Origin of the sequence: Amycolatopsis sp. Poz14 (assembly GCF_006704225.1) — a bacterium.
GTDB lineage: Bacteria > Actinomycetota > Actinomycetes > Mycobacteriales > Pseudonocardiaceae > Amycolatopsis > Amycolatopsis nivea.
In genome coordinates this window covers 5,956,129-5,978,329 of sequence record NZ_JACLHD010000001.1, presented here as the reverse complement: position 1 = coordinate 5,978,329, position 22,201 = coordinate 5,956,129, and the positions used below count along the sequence as shown (strand labels likewise).

General features: G+C 69.8%; 24 protein-coding genes. 5 read left to right on the top strand and 19 right to left on the bottom strand.

All coding sequences use genetic code 11. The features are described 5' to 3' along the window. Positions 1 to 150: 150 nt before the first annotated feature. Entirely contained in the window at positions 151 to 1,149 is a 999-nt protein-coding gene (locus tag FKO37_RS28260; RefSeq protein ID WP_051728532.1) for an aspartyl/asparaginyl beta-hydroxylase domain-containing protein, read from the bottom strand. A gap of 201 nt (positions 1,150 to 1,350) precedes the next feature. Between FKO37_RS28260 and FKO37_RS28255 the strand changes: the two genes are divergently transcribed. After that, a complete protein-coding gene (locus tag FKO37_RS28255) occupies positions 1,351 to 2,217 on the top strand; it encodes an oxygenase MpaB family protein (RefSeq protein ID WP_238606450.1) in 867 nt (288 codons plus the stop codon). Here FKO37_RS28255 and FKO37_RS28250 read toward each other — a convergent pair. Genes FKO37_RS28250 through FKO37_RS28240 form a run of 3 tightly spaced genes read right to left on the bottom strand, consistent with a single transcriptional unit; the run spans position 2,203 to position 4,845 of the window. Next, on the bottom strand, positions 2,203 to 3,231 hold the full coding sequence (locus tag FKO37_RS28250) for a hypothetical protein (RefSeq protein ID WP_238606449.1): 1,029 nt from the start codon (positions 3,229 to 3,231) through the stop codon (positions 2,203 to 2,205). The genes FKO37_RS28255 and FKO37_RS28250 overlap by 15 nt on opposite strands. 13 nt (positions 3,232 to 3,244) lie before the next feature. Next, positions 3,245 to 3,937: a hypothetical protein gene (locus tag FKO37_RS28245; protein ID WP_134662786.1), complete on the bottom strand. Its 693-nt coding sequence runs from the start codon at positions 3,935 to 3,937 to the stop codon at positions 3,245 to 3,247. After that, positions 3,934 to 4,845: an ABC transporter ATP-binding protein gene (locus FKO37_RS28240; RefSeq protein ID WP_134662785.1), complete on the bottom strand. Its 912-nt coding sequence runs from the start codon at positions 4,843 to 4,845 to the stop codon at positions 3,934 to 3,936. Before FKO37_RS28240 ends, FKO37_RS28245 begins: the two co-directional genes overlap by 4 nt. 71 nt (positions 4,846 to 4,916) lie before the next feature. Here FKO37_RS28240 and FKO37_RS28235 point away from each other — a divergent pair, with 71 nt between their 5' ends. From FKO37_RS28235 to FKO37_RS28225, 3 genes are read left to right on the top strand one after another with little or no spacing between them, the layout of a single operon-like run. Beyond that, a complete protein-coding gene (locus FKO37_RS28235) occupies positions 4,917 to 5,216 on the top strand; it encodes a PadR family transcriptional regulator (protein WP_037806238.1) in 300 nt (99 codons plus the stop codon). Then, the gene (locus FKO37_RS28230; protein WP_238606448.1) at positions 5,213 to 5,983 is read left to right on the top strand and encodes a hypothetical protein; all 771 of its coding nucleotides are present in this window, start codon (positions 5,213 to 5,215) and stop codon (positions 5,981 to 5,983) included. Before FKO37_RS28235 ends, FKO37_RS28230 begins: the two co-directional genes overlap by 4 nt. Positions 5,984 to 5,987: 4 nt before the next feature. Further along, complete coding sequence (locus FKO37_RS28225; RefSeq protein WP_238606447.1) at positions 5,988 to 6,839, top strand: hypothetical protein; 852 nt, start codon at positions 5,988 to 5,990, stop codon at positions 6,837 to 6,839. Here FKO37_RS28225 and FKO37_RS28220 read toward each other — a convergent pair. From FKO37_RS28220 to FKO37_RS28210, 3 genes are all read right to left on the bottom strand, one after another. Next, positions 6,803 to 7,633, bottom strand: coding sequence for a S9 family peptidase (locus FKO37_RS28220; RefSeq protein WP_051728529.1), 831 nt, complete (start codon positions 7,631 to 7,633; stop codon positions 6,803 to 6,805). The genes FKO37_RS28225 and FKO37_RS28220 overlap by 37 nt on opposite strands. Positions 7,634 to 7,840: 207 nt before the next feature. Further along, positions 7,841 to 8,401: an isochorismatase family protein gene (locus FKO37_RS28215; RefSeq protein ID WP_037806232.1), complete on the bottom strand. Its 561-nt coding sequence runs from the start codon at positions 8,399 to 8,401 to the stop codon at positions 7,841 to 7,843. Positions 8,402 to 8,438: 37 nt separating this feature from the next. After that, positions 8,439 to 9,851, bottom strand: coding sequence for an MFS transporter (locus FKO37_RS28210; RefSeq protein WP_037806231.1), 1,413 nt, complete (start codon positions 9,849 to 9,851; stop codon positions 8,439 to 8,441). Between the two features lie 176 nt (positions 9,852 to 10,027). On the opposite strand from FKO37_RS28210, the gene FKO37_RS28205 reads away from it, so the two are divergent. Next, entirely contained in the window at positions 10,028 to 10,891 is an 864-nt protein-coding gene (locus FKO37_RS28205; protein ID WP_037806228.1) for a helix-turn-helix domain-containing protein, read from the top strand. Positions 10,892 to 10,942: 51 nt separating this feature from the next. Here FKO37_RS28205 and FKO37_RS28200 read toward each other — a convergent pair whose 3' ends face one another. The 12 genes from FKO37_RS28200 to FKO37_RS28145 all read right to left on the bottom strand — a co-directional run bounded on the left by FKO37_RS28200 (position 10,943) and on the right by FKO37_RS28145 (position 21,204). Continuing rightward, entirely contained in the window at positions 10,943 to 11,914 is a 972-nt protein-coding gene (locus FKO37_RS28200; protein WP_051728528.1) for a hypothetical protein, read from the bottom strand. Between the two features lie 104 nt (positions 11,915 to 12,018). Continuing rightward, positions 12,019 to 12,777: an SDR family NAD(P)-dependent oxidoreductase gene (locus FKO37_RS28195; RefSeq protein ID WP_238606446.1), complete on the bottom strand. Its 759-nt coding sequence runs from the start codon at positions 12,775 to 12,777 to the stop codon at positions 12,019 to 12,021. 32 nt (positions 12,778 to 12,809) lie between these two features. Continuing rightward, positions 12,810 to 13,580, bottom strand: coding sequence for an SDR family NAD(P)-dependent oxidoreductase (locus FKO37_RS28190; protein WP_238606445.1), 771 nt, complete (start codon positions 13,578 to 13,580; stop codon positions 12,810 to 12,812). Beyond that, the gene (locus tag FKO37_RS28185; protein ID WP_134662780.1) at positions 13,577 to 14,554 is read right to left on the bottom strand and encodes a beta-ketoacyl-ACP synthase 3; all 978 of its coding nucleotides are present in this window, start codon (positions 14,552 to 14,554) and stop codon (positions 13,577 to 13,579) included. Before FKO37_RS28185 ends, FKO37_RS28190 begins: the two co-directional genes overlap by 4 nt. Then, positions 14,551 to 14,808, bottom strand: coding sequence for an acyl carrier protein (locus FKO37_RS28180; RefSeq protein WP_158714388.1), 258 nt, complete (start codon positions 14,806 to 14,808; stop codon positions 14,551 to 14,553). Before FKO37_RS28180 ends, FKO37_RS28185 begins: the two co-directional genes overlap by 4 nt. A 44-nt stretch (positions 14,809 to 14,852) precedes the next feature. Further along, positions 14,853 to 15,818: a zinc-binding dehydrogenase gene (locus tag FKO37_RS28175; protein ID WP_238608343.1), complete on the bottom strand. Its 966-nt coding sequence runs from the start codon at positions 15,816 to 15,818 to the stop codon at positions 14,853 to 14,855. 2 nt (positions 15,819 to 15,820) lie between these two features. Continuing rightward, complete coding sequence (locus FKO37_RS28170) at positions 15,821 to 16,888, bottom strand: 3-oxoacyl-ACP synthase III family protein (protein ID WP_238606444.1); 1,068 nt, start codon at positions 16,886 to 16,888, stop codon at positions 15,821 to 15,823. Next, positions 16,885 to 17,760 carry a hypothetical protein gene (locus FKO37_RS28165; protein ID WP_238606443.1) on the bottom strand — a complete coding sequence of 292 codons (876 nt, stop codon included), beginning with the start codon at positions 17,758 to 17,760 and terminating at the stop codon, positions 16,885 to 16,887. The genes FKO37_RS28170 and FKO37_RS28165 overlap by 4 nt, the downstream gene beginning before the upstream one ends. After that, complete coding sequence (locus tag FKO37_RS28160; protein ID WP_037806219.1) at positions 17,757 to 18,371, bottom strand: hypothetical protein; 615 nt, start codon at positions 18,369 to 18,371, stop codon at positions 17,757 to 17,759. The genes FKO37_RS28165 and FKO37_RS28160 overlap by 4 nt, the downstream gene beginning before the upstream one ends. A 38-nt stretch (positions 18,372 to 18,409) precedes the next feature. Then, positions 18,410 to 19,624, bottom strand: coding sequence for a cytochrome P450 (locus FKO37_RS28155; RefSeq protein WP_037806218.1), 1,215 nt, complete (start codon positions 19,622 to 19,624; stop codon positions 18,410 to 18,412). Between the two features lie 22 nt (positions 19,625 to 19,646). Then, complete coding sequence (locus FKO37_RS28150; protein WP_238606442.1) at positions 19,647 to 20,306, bottom strand: AfsA-related hotdog domain-containing protein; 660 nt, start codon at positions 20,304 to 20,306, stop codon at positions 19,647 to 19,649. Between the two features lie 124 nt (positions 20,307 to 20,430). Then, on the bottom strand, positions 20,431 to 21,204 hold the full coding sequence (locus FKO37_RS28145) for an HAD family hydrolase (RefSeq protein WP_255807046.1): 774 nt from the start codon (positions 21,202 to 21,204) through the stop codon (positions 20,431 to 20,433). Positions 21,205 to 22,201: the final 997 nt, after the last annotated feature.

Genomic DNA, 22,201 nt, shown 5'->3' with positions numbered 1-22,201 from the left:
CGGCAAGGCCCCTTGTGGCAACACGGTTCCCGCAAGGGGCCTTGCCGGTTTCCCAGTCCGGCCAGAGCATTTCGCGGATCTCATGCCGGAGCAGGAGCCGCGAAAAGTGCGCCGCACCCACCGGTGCGGCGCACGTGCGGTTTCGCCGGTTCAGCTCGCCAGCGCGGGCTGCTCCCGGACCGCCTCGATCACCTGGTTGCCGCGCCGGTAGCGGAACACGATCCGGGGCGCGGGGCCTGCCGGGTCCAACACCATGCTCTGTTCGTGCGTCCAGCACAGCGGACGGAACTCGCGGTCCCCGATGTGGGCGAGCGCGGTCTCGTGCTCGCCCAGCCGCAGGACGAGCCGGTCGTCCTGTACTCGCAGTTCTGCTTCGGCGTCCTCGCCGGAATCCCATTCTTCCGCGGTGGGCAGTTCCGGATGCGGTTTCAGGAAAGCGGCCGGCATCCGGATCGTTCCGTGCACGCTGCGCAGCTGACCCGGCAGCGCGCGTTCCTCCCGGAAGAACAGCACCTCGTCCTCGGCAATCTGCGCGCGTACGTCCGGCGGGAAGAGGTCGAAAAGCCCGGGCGCGACATAACAGTCGATGATCAGGTGGACACGCGCCGCGGAACCGCGATTGTAGAGTGAATGCGGAAGCCCGAAATTCGCGTACCAGAATTCGCTCGGCTTCCACCGCTGGTCAGCGCCGTTGATCGTCAGCACCGCGTCGTCGCTGGTTTCCACCGGAATGTGCAGTCGCACCCATCCGACCGGCAGGCCGTACGGGCTGTCAGTGTGTTCTTGCACTTCCGCGCCTGCTGCCAGCGAACTGAACCGCACGCCGCGGATCGGCACGTCCATGCTGTCGAGGATTTCCCGCACGTACGGGGTCAGTTCCAGGTAGGACGTGTCGGCGAAGTCCTCCAATCCGCCCGCGTTGCGGCCGATTTTCTCCAGGTCGCCGCCAGGGCAGCGCAGCACCAGGACATCCCAGCCGGTCTGCTCGCCCTCCGCCGGCTCCGCGTCCGCGGCGGCCGGGTTGGCATGGATGAGGAAGTGCTTCTCCACCGCGGCCAAGTCCGCGCGCAGCCGCTCCGGCTCGATGACGGGCAGCAGCTTGACCGCATCCGGCGGGCCTGCTGGCCGGGTTGCCGTGGACGTTCCCATGTGCTCGCCTTTCACCGGTGCGCAGCCGGATATCGGGGATTCGTCGGAAGCGCGGCGGCGCGGCCATTCACGCCGTGCGCATTATGCCGGTCATCGTACTACGGAAAAATGGCGCGCGGGACAGTTTTCCGATTGCGGCGAATTACGGTTATTGCGCTCGCCGGCCGCGCCGGAGACGAACTCGGCGTATGCTGGCGGGCGATGGCAAATCCCGAACCGCTCGGCGCGGGAAGCGTGATGTGGGACATCGCGGGGGAGCTGCGCGCGTTCCTCGTCATTCCCTCCACTCTGCTGCTCCAGGTGATGCATCCGGTGGTCGGGGCGGCGGTGAGCGCGCATTCGGCGTTCCGCACCGACCAGTGGGGCCGGGCGAGCCGCACGTCGGATTCGATGCTGCGCTACATCTATGGCGGCGAACTGGCCCTCGCCGAGGCGCGCCGGCTGCGCGAGCTGCACAAGCCCTTCCATGGCGTGGACGAGCACGGCCGCCGCTACCACGCACTGAACGGCGCGGCCTACGCCTGGGTTAACGCGACGCTGGCAGAGCGGTACCTGACGTCGTGCGAGCTGTTCGGGCCGGAGCTGTCGGCGCGGCAACAAGAACGGCTGTACGCCGATTCCGTCCAATTAGGACATGTACTGGGCGTTCCCGGCCGCGAGATGCCGCCCACGCTGAACGAGTTCCGAGAATACTTCGCGACCATGATCAGCGGGTGCCTCGAACGCTCGGACGCGGCGCTGGCTGTGCTGTCGGACTTGCGCGATCCGCCGCCGCCACCGGCTGTGCCGCCCGCGCTGTGGCGGCGGCCCGGCCGGATTCTCGGCCGTGCCGCCGGTTTCGTCACCGCCGGCACGTTGCCACCCGAAGTGCGTGATGTGCTGAAGTTGCGCTGGACACCCGCGGACCAGCGCCGCTTCGAGCGGTTCGCGGCCGGTGTCCGCACCTGTGCGCCCTGGTTGCCGGAGAGGCTGCGTTACGTCCCGGCAGTACGGAAAATTCGCAGGCGGGCGGCCCGGGCAGGGGAGCCCCGGACCGCCCGCGTAGCGGATGAATCAGGTGCGGAGTGAGGCGGCCCGTCGACGGCCTCCGCGGGGCATGCCGGCCGCCGCGGCGAACGCCAGCAGGCCGATCAGCAGTGCGGTGATCAGCGTGATGCTCGCGTATGTTCCGACAGAATCGACTTCCGCTCGGTGGCCAAGCAACTGCCAGATCCGGTCGCGCAGCACCGCCGCGGCCGGAAGCGTCAGCGCTCCCGCGATCACCGCGACGCGGGCGGCCCGCCGGATGCGGCCGGGGCGGGCCGGCTCCGCGCCCCGGGGCACCGCGATGTGCAGGACGGTGTTCGAAATCAGGCAGAACGCGAGGAATCCGCCGAACGCGACGAGCACGCTCATGCCGTACAGCAGTGGGGTTTCGCCGCCCTCGCCGAGCGCCTGCATCGAGGCGACCCCGATGCCGGCGAGTGCGCTGAGCAGCACCGCGGACGCGACGATGTGGTCGCGCACGAATCCGAGCGGCCGGTCGATACGCACGCGGGCGATGCGGTGGACCAGTTCGGCCAGGTCGTCGAGCCAGTCGCCGTCGGGACGGCCGGATTCGGTCTGCGGCAACTGCCGCAGCGCCGTCCGGTGCAGCGCGAACGACGCCGCGGCCAGCAGTGCCAGCGGGACCAGGCTCGCGATGAGCCCCGGCGTTTTCTCATCCCACCGGTCGCGGTCGGCCGCCAGCACGGTCGCGACGACGTCGGTCAGGACGGTCAGCGCGACCAGTGCCGAGCTGACCAGGCAGCCGCGCGCGAGCTGGTTGATCCGGAACACCGGCTGCGGCTGCCCGCGCCGCCACAGCGAGGCTCGCACGACGAGCAGCGCGGTCATCGCGGGCACCAGGAACTCGGTGAACGAGATCATCCCGTGGTACGGGTCGTCCTGCCACGGCGTGCTGGCGCTGATGCTGGGGAACTGGGTGGTCGCGTACGCCCAAGCGGTGAACACGACCCCGGTGAGGACGCTGCACCACAGCGCCCACGCGGCGGGACGGCGGGCCGGGTGCCCGGCCGGGATTTCCAGTGCGTCTGTCGTCACGGCGAACACCTCGTCAGCTGTTGATGTCGCGTCGGGCGAACAGGACCAGCGCCACGACGTCCAGCAGGATGAACGGCACGGTCGCGTGCAGGACCGCGGCGGCCGGGCCGGTGTGGTAGCCGATCACGCCGAGAGTGAAGTCCTGCAGCAGGTTTCCCGGCAGCCACTGGTCCAGTGTCTCCGACCGGCCCTGAAGCACCTTCTCCGCGGGAAGCACCCAGGCGATGGTGATGGCCAGCGCCGCGGGCACCGACCGGGTCAGCACGCCGACGGCGTGCCCGAAAATGGTGAGCGCCACGCAGGCGAGCGCGAACTGCCCGGTCGCCACGGCCATGTCCCGCGCGGTCGCGGCTTCGCCGAAAAGCCCGCTGGCCGCGTACGAAACCAGGCCGATCAGCACCGCGGCGCCGAGTGCCACAGTCACCGAGGCGGCGAGCTTGCCGGCGAACACCGAGAGCCTGGACGGCCGCGAGATCAGCCACGGCCGGATCGTGCCGGTAGAGAAGTCGTTGGCGGCCACCACCGCGCCGCGGCCCATCAGCAGCGTCGCGGTCAGGATCGCCACCTCGCGGAAACCCCACAGCGGCGGATGGCCCTGCGGGCCGGCATTGCTCATCGAAAACAGCGTGAAAACTATGCACAGCAGCAAGAACACCAGGGTGGTGCGGCTGCGCGCGCGCAGGAGTTCGGCGCGGTAGGTGGTCATGAGCGGGCTCCGGCGATCGCGATGTGGAAGGCTTCTTCGAGGGTCGGTGCGAGGTGGGTCAGTTCGATCAGTTCGATGTCGGCTTTGACCGCGGTGCTGAAGATCTGCTGGGCGATGGAGTCGGCCGCGCCGTCGGCGACCGCCCGGATGCCGTCGTCGGTCTGCGCGGCGTCGATGTGTTTCTCCCGCAGCAGAGCGGTCAGCCGCGCGGTGTCCGCCCCGTCGGAGCCGGCGACCCGCACCCGCAGCGTCGGCGGGCCGACGAACGAATCGAACGGGCCGTCGTAGAGGATCCGCCCGCCGTGCAGCAGGGCCAGCGCATCCGCGGTGCCTTCGAGTTCGCGCAGCTGGTGGCTGGAAACCACCACCGCGGAGCCCTCGTCGGCGACCGTCCGGATCATCGCGCGCAGCTGCACGATGGCTTCCGGGTCGAGGGCGTTCGTCGGCTCGTCCAGCAGGAGCAGATCCGGCGATCCCAGCAGCGACTGCGCCATCGCGACCCGCTGCCGGTAACCCTGCGAGAGCGTGCCGGCGCGACGCTTGAGCACGTCGCCGATCTGCGCGAGCTCCACCGCGCGGGCCACCTGGGCAGCGTCCGCTCCGGTCAGTATCCGGTGCATCTCCAGGTTGCGCCGGACGGTCAGCCCGTTGAACAGCGCGGGGGCTTCGATCATCGCCGAGAGCGCGCGGCCGCCGTCGCGGGACGGCCGCACCGTCACGGTGCCCTCGGTCGGCCGGATGAGCCCGGTGACGATGCGCATGAGCGTGGACTTGCCGGCTCCGTTGAGCCCGACCAACGCGGTGACCTGGCCGCGCAGCGGCGCCCAGGACACCGATTGCACCGCGGCAGTGGATCCGAACCTCTTGGAGACGTTGTCCAGGACCACTGGTGTGTCGTTTTCCACCATGACCCGGATAGTACACGGCGCGTACGACGCGGCGCGTACTAGTATGCTGAGAGGCGAGCAAGGGAGAACGGATGCAAGCCAACGACGCGCAGACCCTGGTGCTGTGTGCACTGGCCGACGGCCAGTTGCACGGTTACGCCATCAACAGCGCGATCGAGCAGCTGACCGGCGAACGTCTCGGCGCGGGCAGCCTTTACGGCGCATTGGCCCGGCTGGAGGCGAAGGGGCTGGTCGAATCGCTGGAGGAGCAGGGAAGGCAACGCCCGGTGCAGCTGACCGACCGCGGGCGGGAGGTCCTCGAACGCGAACTGCGGGCGATGGCCCGGGTCGCCGACGCCGGCCTGCGGCGGCTGGGGGTGAACCCGGCATGAGCTGGGCGGCGCGGCTGGTCCGGCTTTATCCGGCGTCACTGCGCAGCCGCTGGGGCGCGGGGCTGGAAGACGAGGCCCGCGCCGCCGGCTGGCGGCGGCTGCCGAACCTGGTCGTCGGCGCTCTGGACATGTGGGTGCATCCGGTGGTGTGGCCTGCCGATTCGGCCGCGCAGCGGCGCAGCCGGGCTTCCGCACTGGTTTTCGCGGCCGGGCTGAGCGGTTGGCTGCTCGGGCACGTCGCCGTCGAAGACTCGCTGCTGCCGGAGAACGTGGTGCATTCGTGGGCGGCGAACATCAGCGATGTGCTCGTGCTGGCGGGCCTGGTGCTGGTCGTCCCGTTGCCGCGGCTTTCCGTGCGGGCCATGCTCCGCCTGGTCGCGCAAGCCCTGCGCCGGCTCGCGGTGCCGGTCGTCATCGGCGGCGCGGTGTACGTCGCCGCGAACCTGTCCGCCTCGCTTTCGCCGGGCCTGCGCATCACGCTGCTGGTCGGGTGGTGGCTGGCGCTGGTGCTGGGCTCGGTGCAAGTGTGCACAGTCGTCGCGGGCCTCGACCCGGAGGACGTGGTGGCGCCCGAGCCAGGGCGGCTGTGGTGGGGGATCGGCATGGTGGCCGCGGCGCTGGCGGTCGGCGGCGGTGTGGTGCTGTGGTCCACTGTGGTGGACGGCGTGACCGGCCTGCTCCCCCTGGTTCTCGGAGGTGCGCTGCTCGTGCTGACCGCCCTGTGCGGCTGGACCCTGCGCGACCTCTACACCCTTGCCGCCGGCTGACGCCGTGCTCCGGGACTTCGCGAGGCAGGCCGTCGTACGCCCGTTCGCGCTCCTCCTGCGCAACCCGAGCGTTCTCGCCGTCGCGGGGGTTGTGCTGGCTTTTTCTTTGCTGGTCCCGGATCAAGGCATCGCCACCGACGTCTTCCGCCGCGGCTGGCTCTTCGACGACGCTCCCGCGGAAGCATGGTCCCTGATCCGGTCGCCCGCGTTCCTGGCGGTGGCCGCGGGCGGGTTTGCGGGCAAGATCTTGGTCAGTGCGGCCGCTTCGCAGCAGTTGATGCTGGTTTTCCGGGACCGGCGCACGACGTTGTTCGCCACGCTGCGGTCGATCCGCGTGGGCTCCGTCTGCTGGCTTTTCGGTGCGGAACTCGCGCTTTACGTCCTGTGCGCACTGGCCGGCTTGCTCGGGTACCTACCCGCCCTGCTGGTGTGGCGCACTGCCGGGGCGGACCTGACGATTCCGTTGCTGGCCGTCGCCGTGCTGGCCTTCCCGGCCGCCTATGCCGCGGTCTCGGCCGCGATCGTCGCCGCCCCGCTCCCGGTTTCCGTGCGGGAGCGGAGCTCGGTGGTCGCTGCGATGCGGGAACGCCGGATATTCCTGCCCCTCTACGGATTGTTCGCGGTCCGGGTGATTCTGGAAACGATGCTGCTGGGCGTGGCGCCGCTGGTGTTGCTCGATGTCGTCCACAACAAGCCGCTTGCGACGCTCGCGGTCGGTGCGGGTGTGCTGGCGCCGTCGTTGTTGCTGCGGGGGAGTTGCTACGCGTTGATGCTGTACGCCTTGCGCCCGGTTCCGGTGATAGAGCGGGTTTTCGGGCCTTACTTCGCCGATTCCGAGCCGGTCGGGGCGAGATAGCCGGGAGCGGAGAAGGCGGTGCGGACCGCGTCGAGCACCGCGTCGAAGGCCGCCGAGGTCGGGTCGATCAACTCGAAATGCCCGGTGCCCGGAAGGATCGTCAGCCGTGCGTCGCCGCCTTGGGCCAGTGCGGCGGCGTGGAACCGGACGCTCTGGCTCACCGGCACCCGGTCGTCCTGGTCGCCGTGGACCAGGACGCACCGCGCGGCCGACGGCACGAGCCGGATCGGATCGGCCAGGCGGTAGCGGGCGGAAAGACCGTCCGGCGGACCGCCGAGGAGGCGGTGCACCGCGCCGTCGTCGAGGTTGCGCCGGTGACCGTCGACCAGATCGCAGACGCCCGCCAGGGACACCACTCCGTTGACTTCCGTCCGGTTCCCCGGCGCGCCCGGCCCGCCGTCGGGCAACCGGTCCCGTAAAGCCGTCCAGAGCGCGAGATGCCCGCCCGCGGAATGCCCGACCAGCACCGTTGTCTCGCGTCGTGCCCCGACGAGCCGCGGAAGCGCATCGACCGCAGCCGCGACATCGGTGAACGTGCCCGGCCAGCCGCCCGCGTGCTGCCCGACGCGGTGGTATTCGACCGCGACCGTCGTGTAGCCCTGATCCGCGAGCGCCGCGCAGAACGGACGGATATGCGACCGGTCGTATTCCGCGGCCCAAAACCCTCCGTGCACCACTACGGCGATCTGTTCGCCGCCGTGCCACATTTCGAGCACGTGCTCGGATCCGGTGCCGTAATTCTCTATCCGGTCCGCCGGACGCGCACGCAGGGACAGTACATTGGCAAGGCTCATCGGACCGGTCTCCTTGTCCCCGCGGGAATCCGGTTGCGACCTTAGCAAGCACAGCGGAGCCGGACAACAGCTTCCGACGGCCGCGAGCGTAATAGGAGGAAATGTGGTTTATTGTTCCCCAAATAGCGCGTCGAGCCCACGAAAAAGGCCGTTGGCCGGGTCATCCCTGGGGGGAAGAAGACCCGGCCAACGGCCGCGCGCCCGATATCAGTGAGAGTTCTTCAGGTGATCGATGATCTCCTGTGCGGTACCGCTCTCACCGAGCATCGGGAAGATCCGCTCGATGCTGTTCCGGTGCGTTTCGGCGTTCAGGTCGGTCATCGCGTCCACCGCGAGCGTGACGTGATAGCCGCGTTCGTGCGCCGCACGGGCGGTGGACTCGACGCCGATGCTGGTGGCGATGCCGGCCAGCACGACCTGGGTGACGCCGAGCCGGCGCAGCCGAAGGTCGAGCGACGTCCCGTAGAACGCGCCCCAGTTCGGCTTCGTCACGACATGATCGCCGGGCTGCCGGTCCAGTTCGGGCACGAACTCGGCGAAGTCGGCAGGCAACTCGCCGCCGCCGGCGGGAGCGTCGGTGCGGCCAGGAGCGCCGCCGTCGACGTTGACCAGCACCACCGGCAGGTCGTGCCGGTGGAAGGCGGCGAGCAGCTGGTTGCTGCGCTCGACGATGTCCGCGGCCGGGTGGACGGTGGGCAGTGCCACGATGCCTTTCTGGAGGTCGATCACGATCAGTGCGGTGGTGCGGTCCAGCGTGGTGATGGCCACGGGTTCTCTTCTCCTTGTTGTCGTACTGCTGAAAAGGTCAGGAAGTCTTGTCCGGCGCGGGTTTCCGCAGTTCCCGGTCGAACACCACGGTCAGGATGGTCGCCGCGGAGCCGAAGGTGAGGATCAACGCCAGTTCGTGCAGCCCGGCATCAGTGGCCTGTTCGCCGAAGGTCAGGCTGATCAGGCTGGCCGACGCGATCGCCCCGAGGTAGGAGAACGTGCGCAGCAGCCCGGCGGCCGAGCCGGTGTGCGAAGCCGGTGCCTGCCGGTACATCGCGGCCTGGTTGCTCACCGCGTTGAGCCCGTTCTGCAGCCCGAACACGAGGCTCGTCACGATCAGCAGCCACAGCGGAGAATCCGCGTGCAGCAGCAACAGGCACGCGCTGGCCGCGGTCAGCGCGATCGTGCCTGCCAGCAGCGGGCCCCACGCCCCGCACCGGGCGATCAGCGCCGAACCGGCGGCGGCCACCACGAAGCACGGCACCATCAGCAGACCGGTCGTGGAGCTGGAGAAGTGCGCGCTCTGCTCCAGCCACATCGTCCAGCCGTAGAGGAAGCAGTACGTCACCAGCATGGTCACCGCGTACCGCAGATAAGTCGTGGTCAACGCCCGGTTCGTGGCCAGCATCCGCACGTCGAGGAACGGCGTGGGATTCCGCAGTTCCCACCAGACCAGCACGCCAAGCAGCACCGCGGCGCCGCCGAGCAGCCACCAGCGAGGCGCGCTCAGGTCCATCAGGAATACCAGCAGGCCGATCAGCACGACCGCGAACAGCGCCATTCCGGCCGGGTCGAAACTGCGCAGCCGCGAAGTGCCGCGCTCGTTCGGTTCGTCGGCGGGCAGCCAGCGCAGAGCGCACAGCACGCTGATCGCCGCCAGGGGAAGGTTGACGACGAAGGTGGCCCGCCAGCCGCCGATCGCGATCAGCAGACCGCCCAGTGGCGGACCGACCGCCATGCTGGTCCAGCCTGCGATCGCCAGCGCGCTCAGCACTCCGCCCGGGGCCGGAGTGCGCAGCCGCTCGGATTGCCGCCGCACCATGGCCATCGCCGCCGGATACGCGGCTGAGGTGCCGATCCCGATGATCACCCGCGCAACCACCAGCAGGGACAGCGTCGGCGCGAGGAACCCGAGCAGTCCGCCGAGGCCGACCAGCGCCGAGCCGATGAGATAGACCCGGCGCGGTCCGAACAGGTCGGCGAGCCGTCCAGCGGTCGGCTGGCCCACCGCGGTCGCCACGTACAGCGCGGAAACCAGCCACGTGGTGGCGTCGGCTCCGACCCCGAACGCCTGGCCGATGGACACCAGCGCGATCGCGATGATCGACGAGTTGACCGGGTTGAGCACGGAGCCGATCGAGGTCGCGGCAGTGAACCGGCCGCCGAACCCCGCCTGTTCCGGCGGCGGGCCCGCCCAGCGGCCGCGCGGCGGCGAAACCGTGCCCGGCATTCGTGTCACGGATCTCCCTTCGGGTCTGCCCGGGTTTCCGGGATGACTTCGACCCTGGCAGCAAGTACCGTCAGGAAGAAGACCGCAGTGTGCATGGCACCACCGTGCCTGCCAGTGAAAGGGACAGGCAGCGTCCGGCAACCACCACACCGGCGAGCCCTGGAAGAGGAGAATCCGTGCCCACGAGCACGCCCGCCCTGCTCGGCGAATTCCTGCTCGCCCGGCGCGCCCGGCTGCGCCCTGCCGACGTCGGGCTCCCCGAGGGCACCGGACTCCGCCGCACGCAGGGGTTGCGCCGGGAGGAACTCGCCACTCTCGCCGGGCTCAGCGTCCAGTACTACATCCGGCTGGAGCAAGGCCGCGAAACCAATCCGAGCGGCGTGGTCCTCGACGGGATCGCGAATGCGCTGCGGCTCAACCGGGAGGAGCACGCGCACCTCTACGCGCTTGCCAACCACACCGCGCAACGCGTGCTGTCACCGGGAAATCCGTCCGAACGCGAGGTGCGGCCGGGCATTCTCCGGCTCCTCGAGACGGTGCGCCCGTGGCCTGCGCATCTGCTGAGCCGCACCAGCGACATCCTCGCCGCGAATCCGGAAGCGCTCGCGCTGTTCCCGGGATTGACGGACTGGCCTGCCGAACGCCGCAATACGATCCGGTACCTGTTCCGGCATCCGGCCGCGCGGGAGCTTTACGTCGATTGGGAGGAAGCCGCGGTCAGCACCGCCGCGCAGCTGCGCTCGCTGCTCGCCGACGCGCCCGAGGCTCCGGACCTGGCCGCGCTGGTCGAGGAACTTTCCCGGGACAGCACGGAATTCTGCCGGTTGTGGCAGCGCTACGATGTCCGCAGCCGGCGCAGCGCCCAAGCCCGGCTGCGGCATCCGGACCTCGGCGAGGTCACGTTCGACTACGAGGTGCTGCGGCTGGGCCCGGGCGGCCAGCGGATGACGATCTACCAGGCCGAACCGGGCAGCGCGGACCACGAGGCGCTGCGGAGGCTCGCGGAGATGGCCTCCCGTGCGGGTGCCGGCGGCGGCTGAGACCGCCGGAACCCGCACGGGAGGCGCTACGGCTCTCGCGGAGGTCGTCCGCTAGACCCCGCCGACCGCGGCGACGTCGAACGGGGTCACGGGCGTCGGGCTGCCGAACTGGCCGCGGGTCACGACCGTCTGCCCGCCGTAGCGGATCACCGAACTGGGAATCCGGAGGTCGTCGCTGGTGAACGAGACCTCCGGGGAGGCGACACCGGCGTCGCCGCTGAGTCCGGCCCGCACCACCGTGTTGCGGTAGTTCTGGGCGATCCACATCTTGTCGCCGGCGATGGTCAGGCCGTCGCCGTCGACAAACTTCGCGCTGCTCTGCACGACGCTGACCGAACGCGTCGCCAGGCAGATCCGGAACAATTGCCCGGTGGTGGAGTTGACTGTCACCAGATTTCCGCGGTACACGCCGATGCCGTTGAGGTTCAGCTGTTTCGTCGTGCCGTAGTCCGCGGGCGTGCCGCGCAGGGAGAGCCACTGCGGCAGGGTCGCGCCGTTCGCCGCGCCGGCCAGGTCGGCGGGGGCGACCCGGTACACCACCGGCAGATACGAATCGGTGATGTACGCGCTGCCGTCCGGGCCGAAGGCGACATCGTTGAGCAGGCCGTCGGTGCTGCCGCTGGTGAATGCCGCGATCCGCGCTCCGGTTTTGACGTCGTAGACGTCGACGATGCCGGTGGGGCCGCCCAGCACCCACAGCCGGCCGGCGCTGTCGACCTTGACCCCGGTCGCGTTCGCCCTGCCGTCGGCGCCGCCGGGAATGAACACCTGCGCCTGTCCGGAACCGGCGGCGCGGCGGTCGACTTCGCCGTTGGTGTAGCTGGAAACGTAGATGTCGCCGGTGGCCGGGTCCGCGGTCAGCGACTCGGGAGCGACATTGCCTGCCGGAAGGGTGAACAGCGGCGTCACCGGACCGGCTGCGTCCGCCGTCCCCGCGGTCAGCGCCAACGCCGCGCAGGCGGCCAGCAACGCGATGCCGCGGCGGCCGGACCTGCCCGGCGTCCGCGATTCGGAAAAGAACATGGTCGTCCATTCTTTCGTCCATCCGCGCGCGATTTTTCGCGCGCGGAACCCCAGTGCTGAGAAAAATGCTTCCCCAGGAAAAACAGCCGCAATGGTTCCGTCGGTCAGACGACGGTCCAGCCGCCGTCGACGACGAAGCTCGTGCCGTAGACGAACCTGGCCTCGTCGCTGGCCAGGAACAGCACCGTGTCGGCGATCTCGTCCGGCTGGGCGTGCCTGCCGGCCGGCACGCTGCGGACGGTTTCCAGAATCGGCAGATCAGCCTGTGCCAGCAGCGGTTTGGTCATTTCGGTTTCGACCGCGCCGGGCAGCACCGCATTGGCCCGCACGCCGTGTTTGCCGTATTCGAGGGCCAGTTGCCGGGTGAATCCGATGACGCCGTGCTTCGACGCGGTGTAGGCGACCCCGCCGCCGCCGGCCACCAAGCCGGAGATCGAGGACGTGTTCACCACCGCCCCGCCGCCGTCGACGAGCGCGTCGAGCAGCGCCTGGGTGACGAGGAACATCCCCTTCAGGTTCACGTTCAGGACGCGGTCCCAGGCTTCCTCGGTCGTGTCGCGCAGGGTGGCGTAGTAATCGAAGATCCCCGCGTTGTTGACCAGGACGTCCACTGTGCCGAACTGCGCGGCGACCTCGTCTGCGGCCGTCCGCACCGACTCCGCCGAGGACACGTCGACCGCGAACGCGGCGGCCCGGAATCCACGGTCTGCTAACGTTTTCGCCGTCAGAGCCGCGCCGTCGGCATTGACGTCCCATGCGGCGACGACGGCGCCTTCGGCGGCGAATCGTTCCGCGGTCGCCCGCCCGATTCCCGATCCCGCCCCGGTGATCACCGCGACCTTTCCGTCGAGGCGGCCTCCCATCGCCTTCTCCTTTCCCGCGCCGGCCGGCGGCGTCACTGGATGGTGAATCCGCCGTCGACCGGCATCGCGACGCCGGTGACGTAGGAGGCACGGTCGCTGCACAGCCACGCGACCACCTCGGCGGTTTCCTCCGGCTGCGCGGTCCGGGGCAGCGGGGTCAGCTGGTGCAGCGTCTCCTCCATGCCAGGGTTCTTCGTGAACCAGTCGGCCACCTGCTCGCTGTGCGTCGCGCCCGGTGCGATGGCGTTCACCCGGATCCGCTCGCGCCCGTACTCCGCGGCAGCCGCCCGGGTCAGGCCGACGACGGCGTGTTTCGCGGCGATGTACGGCGCGGACACGGGTGACGCGACGAGCCCGCCGACGCTGCTGGTGTTGACGATCGCACCGCCGTTCTCGTTCGTCAGCATCGTGGTGATCTCCGGACGGAGACAGTTGAAGACACCGCGCAGGTTGGTGTCGACGAGGTAGTCGTAAACATCGTCGTCCATCAGGTGCAACGGGTCGCGCCCGATGCCGTGGCCCGCATTGTTGAAGGCCGCGTCGAGCCGGCCGAACCGCTCGACGGCAAGGTCCACCGCGGCCGCGCATTCTTCGGCGACGCGCACGTCCGCGACCGCGAACTCCGCTTCCGCGCCACGGTCCCGCAATTCCTCGGTCAACGCCTCCAACCGCTCCTTGCGCCGCGCCACCAGGACGACCTTGGCGCCCTCCCGCGCGAAAACCTTTGCCGCCGCGGCGCCGATCCCGCTGCTCGCGCCGGTGATCAGCGCGACCTTGCCTGCCAGCAGTTCCGGATGGTTCATGGTGTTTCCCTTTCGGTTGATTCTCCGCTTGCGCCGGGTCTCGCTTTCCACGAAATGACCCCGGCACCCCAGGTCAGGCCCGCACCGAAGGTGGCCAGGCCGAGGATTCCGCCCGCGGGCGCCAGCCGCTGCCCTGCGGCCTGCGCGAGCGCGAGCGGGATCGACGCGGACGACGTGTTCGCTACCCGGTCGACATTGAGAAAGACCTTGCGCTCGGGCACTTCCAGCCGCCGGGCAACCGCCTGCACGATTCGCGCGTTGGCCTGATGCGCGACGAAGAGCGCGAGGTCGCCTGCGTTCAGCCCGGAGGTTTTCAGCACCAGCCGGGTGTGCCCGGTCATCGCCTCGACGGCGTGTTCGTAAATGTCCCGGCCGCGCATCCGCAGCAGCCCGTCGTGCCGGCCGACGTACAGCAGGTCGATCTTCGTCCCGTCCGAGCCCAACGCGAAGACCGGCCGCATCGCGCCCGGTGCGCGCGACACCACCACCGCGCCCGCACCGTCGCCCAGCAGCACGGCCGTGCTCCGGTCGGAGAAATCGGTGATGCGCGAAAGCGCCTCGGCTCCGCACACCAGGACGTGCTCGGCGCGCCCGGACTCGATGAGCGCGATCCCTTGGTCCAGCGCGTAGAGAAAGCCAGAGCAGCCGGCGCTGACGTCGAACGCCGCCGGACAGTCGAGGCCGAGCCGGGTGGCCACCTCGACCGCGACACCCGGGCTGATCCGGTCCGCGGTGGACGTGGCCACGATGACGTGCCGGATCGCCTGCGGCGCGACCGCCGCGTCGGCGAGCGCGGCGCGGCAGGCCCGCTCCGCGAGGTCCGCGAGGGTTTCGTCCTCCTCCAGCCAGTACCGCTGCCGGATGCCGGTGCGCTGCACGATCCATTCGTCGGACGTGTCCAGGTGTGTGAAGTCGTCGTTGCCGACGACGCGGCGCGGCAGCGCCGATCCGGCCCCGGAGAGCGTGACCGTCATCCGAGCCCGGCCTTCCGGTAGATCACCGCGAGCGCCGCGCGGAGATTCTCGGCGTCTTCGAGGTCGCCGGGGTGCACGTCGATGCCGAACTCGTTCTTGACCGACAGGCCCATGTCGGTCACGTTCAGCGAATCCAGCCCCAGCTCGTCGAAGGACACATCCGGGCCGATCCGTTCCCGGGCCGCGCCCTGCTCCGCCAGCGCGTCGATCACGAAGGTCTCCAGCGCCTCGCGGGTCACCGCGGAACTGCTCACCACACCACTCTCCTTGGGTTCGTTTTTCCGTGCGGACAACTGATTCAGACCGTGAACACGACCTTGCCGAACACGTTCCCCTCCGCCATCGCCCGGAATCCGGCCGCCGCACGCGACAGCGGCAGCACCCGGTCGACCTCGGGCGCGAGCCGATGCTCCGCGCAGAACCGCAGGAGCCGCGCCAGGTGCTCGCGGGTGCCGAGCGTGCAGCCGGTGAGGGTGAGCTGCCGGTAGAACACGTGCGTCAGGTCGATGCGCGGAGTCGCCCCGGTGGTCGCACCGGAGACGACGATGTGGCCGCCGGACCGGACGCTCCGGAGCGAATGCGCCAGCGTCGCCTCGCCGACGGTCTCCATCACCGCGTCGACCCGGCGCGGCAGGCGGGTTCCGGGCGGGAAGGACGCGTCCGCGCCGAGCCGCTCGGCCCGCCGCCGCCGTTCTTCGGTACTGCCGGTCACCCAGACCCGGAACCCGCCGGCGGCGGCGAGCGCGACGAGCGCGGTCGACACCCCGCCGCCCGCGCCCTGCACCAGCACTGTGTCGCCGGGTTTCAGCGGCGCCTGTTCGAAAAGCATCCGATACGCGGTCAGCCACGAACCCGGCAGGCACGCGGCCTCCTCGAACGAAAGCCACGGCGGTTTGGGCAGCAGGTTCCGGACCGGGACGGCGACTCGTTCGGCGAACGTGCCGTCGTATTTCTCGCTCAGCACGGTGCGGTCCGGATCCAGCGTCTCGTCGCCCCGGTACTCCGGGTTCCCGATCACCGAATGCACGAGGACCGGTTCGCCGTTCTCGTCGACGCCGGCGGCGTCCGAACCGAGTACCACCGGCAGCCGCTGGTGCGGCGGCACCACGCCGCGCAACGTCCACAGGTCGTGGCGGTTCAGCGAAGCCGCGCGAACGGTCACCGTCGTCCAGCCTTCGCCAGGGGAGGGGTCCGGCCACTCTCCGGCGCGCAGCTGGCCGAGCGGGTCGGCGGCGTCGGTGCCCGCCGCTGAGATCGCGAACACGGCTAGCCCCGGGCCGCGCAGTGGCGCAGGCACATCGAACCCCACAGGAACCCGGCGCCGATGCCCGCCATGATCAGCACGTCGCCGTGTTCCGCGGGGCCGTTCAGCGTCTCGTGCAGAACGGTGAACATGCTGGCCGCGGCGGTGTTCCCGAAGCGCCGGACGGTGGTGGGAGCTCGCTCGGCAGGCACGCCGAGGCTCGCCATCGCCTCGGTGATGATGTTGAGATTGGCCTGGTGCAGCAGGTAATAGCCGACCTCGTCGAGACCGATCCCGGCTCGTGCCGCGGTTTCGCGGATGCTGCGCGGCAGCCGGTCGGTCGCCATGGTCCAGACTGCCTTGCCGTTCATCTTCAGGTACTGGTCGCGCCGCTGCAGGGTTTCCGGGCTGGTCGGCGTCCGCGAGCCGCCTGCCGGGATCTCGACCTCGTAGGACAGTTCGGAATCGGTGTGCCAGGACAGGATTCCGAAGCCGTCCGCGGCCGGCGAAAGCAGCGCGGCGCCCGCGGCGTCCCCGAGGAACACCCGGGTGCCGCGGTCCTGCGGATCGGTCGCCCGCGAACCCGCGTCGGCCCCGATCACCAGCACGTGCCGGTACGAGGTGTTCTGCAGCAAGTGCGCCGCCACCACCAGGGCGTAGATCCCGCCGGCGCAGGCCGCCTGGGTGAGGTCGAGCGGGACGGCGCGGTGCGCGCCCAGCCGTTCCTTGACCATCAACGCGGTGGAGGGCAGCGGCTGGTCCGGAGTGAACGTGGTGACGATGATCGCGTCCAGTTCGGCCGCGGCGACACCGCCCCGGTGCAGCGCCTCGCGCGCCGCTGCGATGCTCATGTCCGATGTGGACAGTCCAGTCGCGAGGTACCGCCGTTCTTCGATCCCGGTGCGGGACCGGATCCACGCGTCGGAGGTGTCGAGGGTGCGGGTGAGTTCGGTGTTGGTCACCACCCGCGGCGGCACGCACAGCCCGGTCGACACGACGCCGACCGGCCGGCGCAAGCCCGCCGCCGCGTTGCGCCCGCGGGCGGCCTCGTCCGCCGGATCGCTGACCGGGGATACGATTCCTGACGTCATTTGCCATCTCCGTTGCGGGGCCGGGTGGTGAACTCGGCGAAGCCGGGCGCGTCGAGGCGCAGCTGGGCGTGGATGTCGGCGCCGAGACCGTGGTGCCCCACCGCGCCGCCGTAGTTCTGCTGGTAGCTCATCCACAGCACGACGAAATTGACCAGCCGGTCCGCGCTGTTCGGCGCGTCCGCGGCCGGGAACGGGTCGGGCAGCACGGCGCGGTAGCGCCCGTTGCCCTCCTCGTCGGCGACGAACACATTCGGCACTCCCAGCGGACTGGGGTGGGCCGGGCCGTCCGGGTCCATGTCCCGGCGGCGGATCGCCATCACGGTGTACAGGCTTTCCGGGATCAGCCCGGAGAACTCGCCGCGGAACTCCGCCGCCGTGCTGTCCTCTGCCAGCGTGACGGTCAGCGAGCCGCGGGCCTTGACCCACTGCCCGAGCGTGACCGGCGCGGTCACCTTCGGGCCGTCTTCCGGCTGCAGATCCGGAATCGGGGCCTGGTGGAACGGATAGCTCGGGCGCGTCACCGAGAACGGCTCCGGCTGCTGTTGCGGCGCCATCACCGCGGTGTAGTTGGAGCAGGGCAGCGGCAGCGGCAGCGTGGCGAGCACCATCGCCTCGTCCTCGGCGGAAAGCTCCTCGGGCAGTTCGCGGACGATCCGGTAGGGGAGGGTGCTCCCGAACTCCGGGAGCGGGCTGTCCGCCGAGACGATCGCGCGTCCGGGCGCCGCCGCGACGCTGCCGTCCGGCTGCGCGCGGGTGATCGTGCCGATGACGACGAAGTCCCCGTCGGTGTTCATCACCTCGCTCGGCGGGTACAGCGGGCCCTGGGTGGTCATGCTCAGCCGGTAGACCGAGGACCGGCACGGCTCGGTCATCGGGACTGCTCGCCTTCAGCGGGAACCCGCCGGTAGATCCGGGTGTAGAGGCCTTCGTCGGTGACGAAACGGGGATGCGCCTGCCGGGCGATCTCGGCGTACCGCGCCGAGGCGAACGTCGGCAGGTACTCCTCCGGCGGGCAGGAGAACCCCGCGACGAACAGCACGCCCGGCTCGGTGCTCACCAGCGAGTGATAAGCCAGGAAGGCTTCGATCTTGGCCGACTCGCGGACCTCGGCGAAGATCGTCCCCTCGCGCCAGGCCAGGTATTCCTCGTGCACCGGCGGTTTCACCTCGACGTGCCGCAGTTGCACGTACGGGGTGTCCGGGAGGTCTCCGTCGACCGGCTTCGGCGCGGCGACGAATTCCAGCACCTGGGTGCGGAAGTCGCCGGTCTGCAGCGGCGCGAGCGGTTTGCGCAGTTCGCGCAGCCGGGCCAGCGGCGCGGCGAGCGCGGCCGCGTCGGCGACCGGCGTCAGCTCGAGGATCGCCGGGTGTTCGAGGCCCTCGTAGAGCGTGCCGGAACCGGTGTCCCGCAGCGCTTTGACCGCGTCGGCCGCCGACTGCCCGGCCACCGGGATCTCGGTGGCCAGGAGCAACGATGAAGTCATGAAGATTCCCTTTCCGGGTATCGGGGTTCGCGCCGCGGTCACCAGGCGACCGGCAGCTCGTGCACGCCGTAGATGAGCATTTCGTGCTGGTAGCGGACTTCTTCCGGAGCGACGGCGAGCCGCAGGGCGGGGATCCGCCGGTAGAGCGTGCCGTAGACGACCTGCAACTCGACCCGGGCCAGTGACTGGCCGAGGCATTGGTGCGGCCCGTAGCCGAACGCGAGGTGGTGGCGCGCCTTCTGGTGCGGGTCGAGGTCGTCCGGGGCCGCGAAGTGCCGGGGATCTCGGTTGGCGGCGGCGTTCGCGACGATCACGCCTTCGCCGGCGCGGATCAGCTGCCCGCCCACCTCGATGTCGGCGACCGCCACCCGCCGCCTGCCGGACTGGGTGATGGTGAGATACCGCAGCATTTCCTCGGCCGCGTTGGCGAGAAACGCCGGGTCGTCGCTGTCGCGGATCTCGGCCAGCCGGTCCGGATGGGCCAGCAGCGCCGCGGTGCCGAGACCGATCATGTCCGCGGTGGTCTCGTGGCCGGCGATGAGCAACAGCATGCTGGTGTCCACGACCTGCACCGAAGTCATCCGCCCGGCCCGGACCTGGTCGTGCACGAGCCGGCTGATCAGGTCGTCGCCCGGCGTCGCCTCCTTGGCGGCCACCAGGTCGCGCAGGAAACCGCGCAGCTCCTCCCTGGCGTTGTTGATGCCTTCCCGGCTCAGCGTCTTGTCCAGCATGGCGGCCGAGCGGTCCTGGAAGAACGCGGAGTCTTCGAACGGCACGCCGAGCAGTTCGCAGATCACCAGCGAGGAGACCGGCAGCGCGAAACGGCTCACCAGGTCGGCGGGCGGGCCTTGGGCGAGCAGAGCGTCGATGGCGTCGTCCACGATCTGCTGCACGCGCGGCCGCAGCTGCTCCGCCCGGCGCCGGGTGAACTCGCGCATGAGCACCCTGCGCTGGTCCAGATGCTCGGGGCCGTCCATGTTGATGAAGCTGCGCCAGGTCGAGGCGAGCTGCGCCGGCCCGGTGGTCGGGTAGCCGGGCAGCCGGAAGTTCGAGCTGAACCGCGCGTCGCCGAGCACCGTGCGGCAGTCCGAGTACCGGGTGATCAGCCAGTGCCGGGAGCCGTCCCAGTTGCGCACCTGCTGGACGGGCCGGGTCTCGCGGATCTCGGCGAGTTCCTCCGGCGGGTCGAACGGGCAGCCGGGCCGGCGGGGCATCGGGAATTTCGGCGGTCCCGCGCCTTCCGTCGTCGTCATGGTTCTCCTCTTCGCAGCGGGGTCAGCGGGCCGGATCGGGCGCCGGGGCGTTCTTGAGGGCGTGCCGCAGGGCGCGTTCGGCCCCGCGGTGCTCCTTGCGCTCCAGTGACTGCGCGGACAAGGCGGTGCCGACCGTCCGCACCTCCGCGATGTGCAGCCCGGCCTGCCGGAACTCGGTCCGCACGTCGAAGACCGGCCGGCCGAGGTCGCTGGTCCCGGCGGTCACCGCGGAGCGGAGCCGGGTTTCCAGGGGATAAAGGAAGTTGCGGAAAGTTGTCTCCATCTTGTCGAACAGATGAATTTCGCCTTCGCTCGGGTAATAGCGCTCGCACACCGCGAGATACATCTGCCGCGCGGCCTCCAGCACGATCATTCCCTGGACGTGCACGCCCATGTGGTCGAGTTGGAACTCCTGGTCGTTGTGCAACCGCAGCGCTGCCTCGAACTCGTGGTCGCCCACCGGTTCCAGTCCGGCGACCAGAACGTTGTGCGGATTGTGCTTGTGGGTTTCCGAACGGTCGCTGAGCGGGCCGTGCGTCAGCGGGTGGATCTCGACTTCGCCGGACGTTCCCCGGTGCGCGATTTCGTCTCGGATCCGGTCCCAGTCGCATTCTGCTACGCCTTGCCCGCCGACCAGCTTCATCGCACCTGGCATGCCGTCGCCCCGCATCTTTTGGATCACTTGTGAAACCGTCAGAGCTCCGGTACGCGCGGCGAATTTCGAAAATCGATCGCCGACCACGACGAACGCAGTCATCCCCACCTCCACGGGGCTGGTGTCCTTGCTGAATAATGTGCCGCGGGAGTCAGTGCGCGGCGTTTTCCCGCGCGCCGGAATGCCGCGGCGCGGGGTCCGCTGGCAGGGCGGGCCAGCCGCGGGTGGTCAGCACCGGATCGTTCCCGACCACGACCGGATTGCCCACCGCGGCCAGCATGTCGAGGTCGCTGGCATGGTCGCCGTACGCGAAGCAATCACGCGGATCCAGATTCGCCGCGGCGATCTCCGCCGTCACCGCGTCCCGCTTGGCCTCGCCGATCATCGAACGGCGGACTTCGCCGGTATACCGCCCGCCTTCCGAGGTCAACGGCTCAGAGCAGAGTACGAGGTCAGCCCCGAGATCCTCCGCGAGCGGCGTCAGGCAGGCCGTGAAGGAGCCGGACACCAGCACGATCCGGTGCCCGGCGCGGCGATGTCTCTCCAGCGCCGCCAGGGCGGCCCCGACGAACGCTTCGGGACCCGCCCGGTACGTCGCGTACCAGGCCCGGCCCGCGGCCTGCACCTCGGCCGCAACGGCCCCGGCGAAATACCGGTAGTAAAGTCGATTCCCTTCCTCCCGCGGCCTGCCGGAGGCAGCGATCTGCCGCAATTCGCCGGCGCGGCGGGCATACCCGCTCCCGTCGTCGCCATGGCGTTCCATCCAGTAGCGCAGGAAAGCGAACATGCTTTTTGCGGTGATGACTGTTTCGTCGACATCGAAAAAAGCCGCACGCCGGACCGCGGCCCGGCTTTTCAATTCTTCCACCGTACCCCCAGTGCGGTACGGGCGCAGTTGCCGGATGCGCCCGTACCGCGTTGTCATGATGCCGCTGATGCACAGCTGTTTCCGATAAATGCGTCACCCGCGCGGTTCCCGCGCCGCGACGCCCGGGAACGATCCGCTGTCGCGCGCAAACCCCCGCCCGGAGATCGGATCCGACACTGAAGCTCTGTTCCCCAGATGGCGCGAGAATGCCCACCCGGTCTCCTTCTCACATGCTACAGGCGCAGCCGGTGAATTCGCTGCGCCATTTCGGTGATCCGAATCACGAGCCCGGCAGAACCTGAGGAAAATCTCGAAACGGACAAAATGACGACCGCAATGATCGCAATTCCATGAGAATTGTTTTTCTCGAATTGAGCGGACGGAAAGCCCCGCCCAGTGCGATAGCCGCACTGGGCGCGCGGTCCGGCTCCGAGATCCGCAAACGGGAAGCGGGGCAACCGCGGCCAAGGTGGGGACAGTTGCGTTCCCGGTCGCCGTGAGCACGCAGCGGGCGCCTGCGGCCCAGTAGACCGCGTCAAGTCCACGGCGGGCCGCAAGACGACGGGACGCGGGCGCTTGTGCTCCGGGCGATCCGATGCTGGCTGCGGTGAACGCGGCAGCCTCGGCGAGGAGCTTTCCCGCACCGGGAAACCCTTGCGGATCGCGTCGGCGAGAGGTCGGTGCCTTGCGCGCGTCGCGATGCGGCAACGGGTTCGGGGCATGAACAAGAACAACCGCGAGTACCGGGCGGCTGTCGCCCGCCCGCACGCCGCGGCCGTCGAGGTTTCCGAAATTGCCCGGCGGGCCGCCATCCGGCCGGTCCGCGCGCGGGTCGGCGACGTCGAGGGGGAACCGATCCGGGCGGAGTCCTGCATCGCAGTGACCAGACTGTCGAGGCTGCTCACTGTCCGGGCCGAAGGGCAGAACCGGTGCCGCAGTTCGTCGGCACGTCTGTGGCTAAAGCTCTCCGCTGCCGACCCTGCCCTCAAAATCTGCACTGGCTGCCCGCGGCGGTCGGGCGTCCGGCGAGAATCTCCGGTTTCGCAACCGCCCA